This is a genomic window from Janthinobacterium sp. AD80 (assembly GCF_002878455.1).
Classification (GTDB): Bacteria; Pseudomonadota; Gammaproteobacteria; order Burkholderiales; family Burkholderiaceae_D; genus Janthinobacterium.
Genome location: NZ_NRDQ01000283.1, coordinates 1 through 2291, shown reverse-complemented (window position 1 = coordinate 2291; position 2291 = coordinate 1). Strand labels below are relative to the sequence as shown.

The window sequence follows — 2291 nt, the reverse complement described above, 5'->3', positions numbered from 1 at the left end:
CTGCAGTGCCGCCAGCGGGTCGCGCCGCGCCGCCTGCCCCACCTGCGGCGCGGGCAAAAAGACGCTGCCGCTGTCGTGCCGGTAGGCGGGCGCCTGCACGCCGATGCTGTCGGCGCGGATGGTCATGGCGCCGCTGGCCGACAGGGTGTTGGGCGTGCTGCCGTTGACGAAGATCGAACAGTGCTCGCCCGAAATTTCACCGGCGCCCGTGACCGTCATGGCGTCGGCCACGTTCTTGCTGTTGAGGGCGAGAAAACAGCTGGCGTCGGGCCGCGCGCCGGCTACCGCGCGCGCCGTCACCTCCACCGTGGGAAAACCGAACAGGCCCATGAAATGCGTGGGGACGTCCTGCGCCAGCCGCACTTCCGCGTAGCCGGGACGCGCCGCATGCGCGCCGGAGACGGGCGGCGTATCGACCTGCGTGCCGCTGGCGGCGAAACCGTTCAGGGCGGCATCGTGCTTGCCGGCCGCGATGACTTCGGCCACGCCGGCCTGGCGCTGCAGTTCCAGCGCCGCCGAAATGGCGCCCGCGTCGGCCGCCGTCTGCATGCGGCGCTTGGCCAGGTAGACATTGCCGCTGTCGCCGGCCAGGCCGGCAAAGCCCAGCAGCAACGGCAGGAGCAGGGCGGTGGCGACGGGAATGCTGCCGCGTTGGTGCCGCACAAAAAGGGGAGGACGCAAGCGCATCGGGAGCCTGGTAGTGGTTAGTTGGAAATCATCATGCTGGCCGAGCTGTGCAGGGCAATGCCCAGCGTGCCGAACAGGGGCGTGACGGGATAAAAAACATAGCGGGTCGTCACCGTGACGACCTTGCCGGGCGCGTTCTCGCCATCTTCCCAGCTGACTTCGATGGCATCGAAGCGCTGGCCCACGGCATGGCCCTGCACGCGTGCGCGGATCAGCGCGCGCGCCTGTTCGCGGCTGTAGCGTCCTTCGCTGTTGCTCAGTACGCTGGCATGGCGCACGCCTTCGCGGCTCGCATGCGAGATGGTGTTGTAGTTCCAGGCGACCAGGCCCAGGTTGGCAATGGCAAACACCAGCAGCAGGAGCAGGCCCAGGATGAGGCCGAATTCGACGGCGAAGGCGCCGCGCTGGCGTGCGTGCATGCGCTGCCTCATTGCAGGCGCGCCACGGCGCTTTGCCGCAGCCGCAGCGGCCGTGCAAAGACGGGCAGCATGGGCACCAAGCCGGCACCGAGCTGGTAGCTGGCGCGCACTTCCACATACGTCCACGGCGCGCTGGCGGCGCCGGCGCACAGGCCGCCGCCGTAGGGGCTGCCATCGGCGCAGCGCTGCACGATCGCCACCGCCGGCAAGGCCATGTCGGGCAGGTCCAGGCGGGCATCGGCCTGCGCGGCGGCGGCGATCCTTGCCACGTCGCGCGAGTTGCCGGCCACGGCAAACTGCATGCCGGCACGCGCCGCATTGGCCAGGGCCAGCTGCACGAAATACAGGCGGCTCAAGCCGGCGATGCCGAAGAAAATCAGCAGCAGCACGGGCAGCAGCAAGGCCAGTTCGACGGCGGCCACGCCCCGCTGGCGCGCGATCGATTGTGGTTCAGCTTGCATTGGCCATGGCCGGCAGCAGCTGGCGGTAGATTTGCAGGATGGCGGGCCCCATGAGCACCACCAGCAGCGAAGGAAAGATAAAAAAGATCAGGGGAAACAGCAGCTTGAGCGAGATTTTCGCCGCCTGCTCCTCGGCGCCCTGGCGCCGCCGGGTGCGCAGCTGTTCCGACAGCACGCGCAGCGAGGCGCCGATGCCCGTGCCGAAGCGCTCGGCCTGGATCAGCATGGTGGCCAGGATATCGACGTCTTCCACGCCCGTGCGCATGGCCAGGTTGCGCAGCGCCGTTTCCTTGTTGCTGCCGGCGCGCAATTCCAGCGTCACCAGGGTCAGTTCCTCGCTGACGACGGTGCTTTTCAGGGCGATCTCGGCGGCCACCCTGGCCAGCGCCGCATCCATGCCCAGGCCCGCCTCGACGCATACCGTCATCAGGTCCAGGGCGTCGGGAAAGGTGTCGACGATGTCGCGCTGGCGCTGCCTTGCCAGGCGCGTGAGCACCAGGTTGGGCAGGTAGTAGCCGCAGGTGGCCAGCAGGCATAGGCACAGCAGCAAGGCGCTGCCGGCCAGCTTGGGCTGCCAGTGCAGCAGCAGGAAAAACAGCGCCGCCGGCAAGCCCGCGGCCAGTGCCGTCTTGGCGGCAAAAAACAGCAGCGGCGCGGCCGGCGCGCGCAGGCCCGCGTGCAGGAAGCGCAGGCGCAGCGACGACGCTTCCCAGTTTTCCGCAGG

General features: G+C 68.9%; 4 protein-coding genes. All 4 read right to left on the bottom strand.

Features of this window, described 5'->3' with window-relative positions:
* Positions 1-663, bottom strand: a 663-nt coding sequence (locus JaAD80_RS28620) for a pilus assembly protein TadG-related protein (RefSeq protein ID WP_258003240.1), incomplete at its 3' end; no start/stop codon positions are given.
* 41 nt (positions 664-704) lie between these two features.
* Positions 705-1106 (bottom strand): TadE/TadG family type IV pilus assembly protein, encoded by a 402-nt coding sequence (locus tag JaAD80_RS28615; protein WP_180979648.1) that lies wholly within the window; start codon positions 1104-1106, stop codon positions 705-707.
* 8 nt (positions 1107-1114) lie between these two features.
* Positions 1115-1567 (bottom strand): TadE/TadG family type IV pilus assembly protein, encoded by a 453-nt coding sequence (locus JaAD80_RS28610; protein ID WP_102299555.1) that lies wholly within the window; start codon positions 1565-1567, stop codon positions 1115-1117.
* The coding region (locus tag JaAD80_RS28605) for a type II secretion system F family protein (protein WP_102299553.1) at positions 1557-2291 on the bottom strand (735 nt) is incomplete at its 5' end. The genes JaAD80_RS28610 and JaAD80_RS28605, both read right to left, overlap by 11 nt.

Bases quoted from the DNA above. Each gene is read 5' to 3' on its own strand.
- JaAD80_RS28615 (WP_180979648.1), bottom strand. From the start codon at position 1,106: ATGCACGCACGCCAGCGCGGCGCCTTCGCCGTCGAATTCGGCCTCATC.
- JaAD80_RS28610 (WP_102299555.1), bottom strand. From the start codon at position 1,567: ATGCAAGCTGAACCACAATCGATCGCGCGCCAGCGGGGCGTGGCCGCC.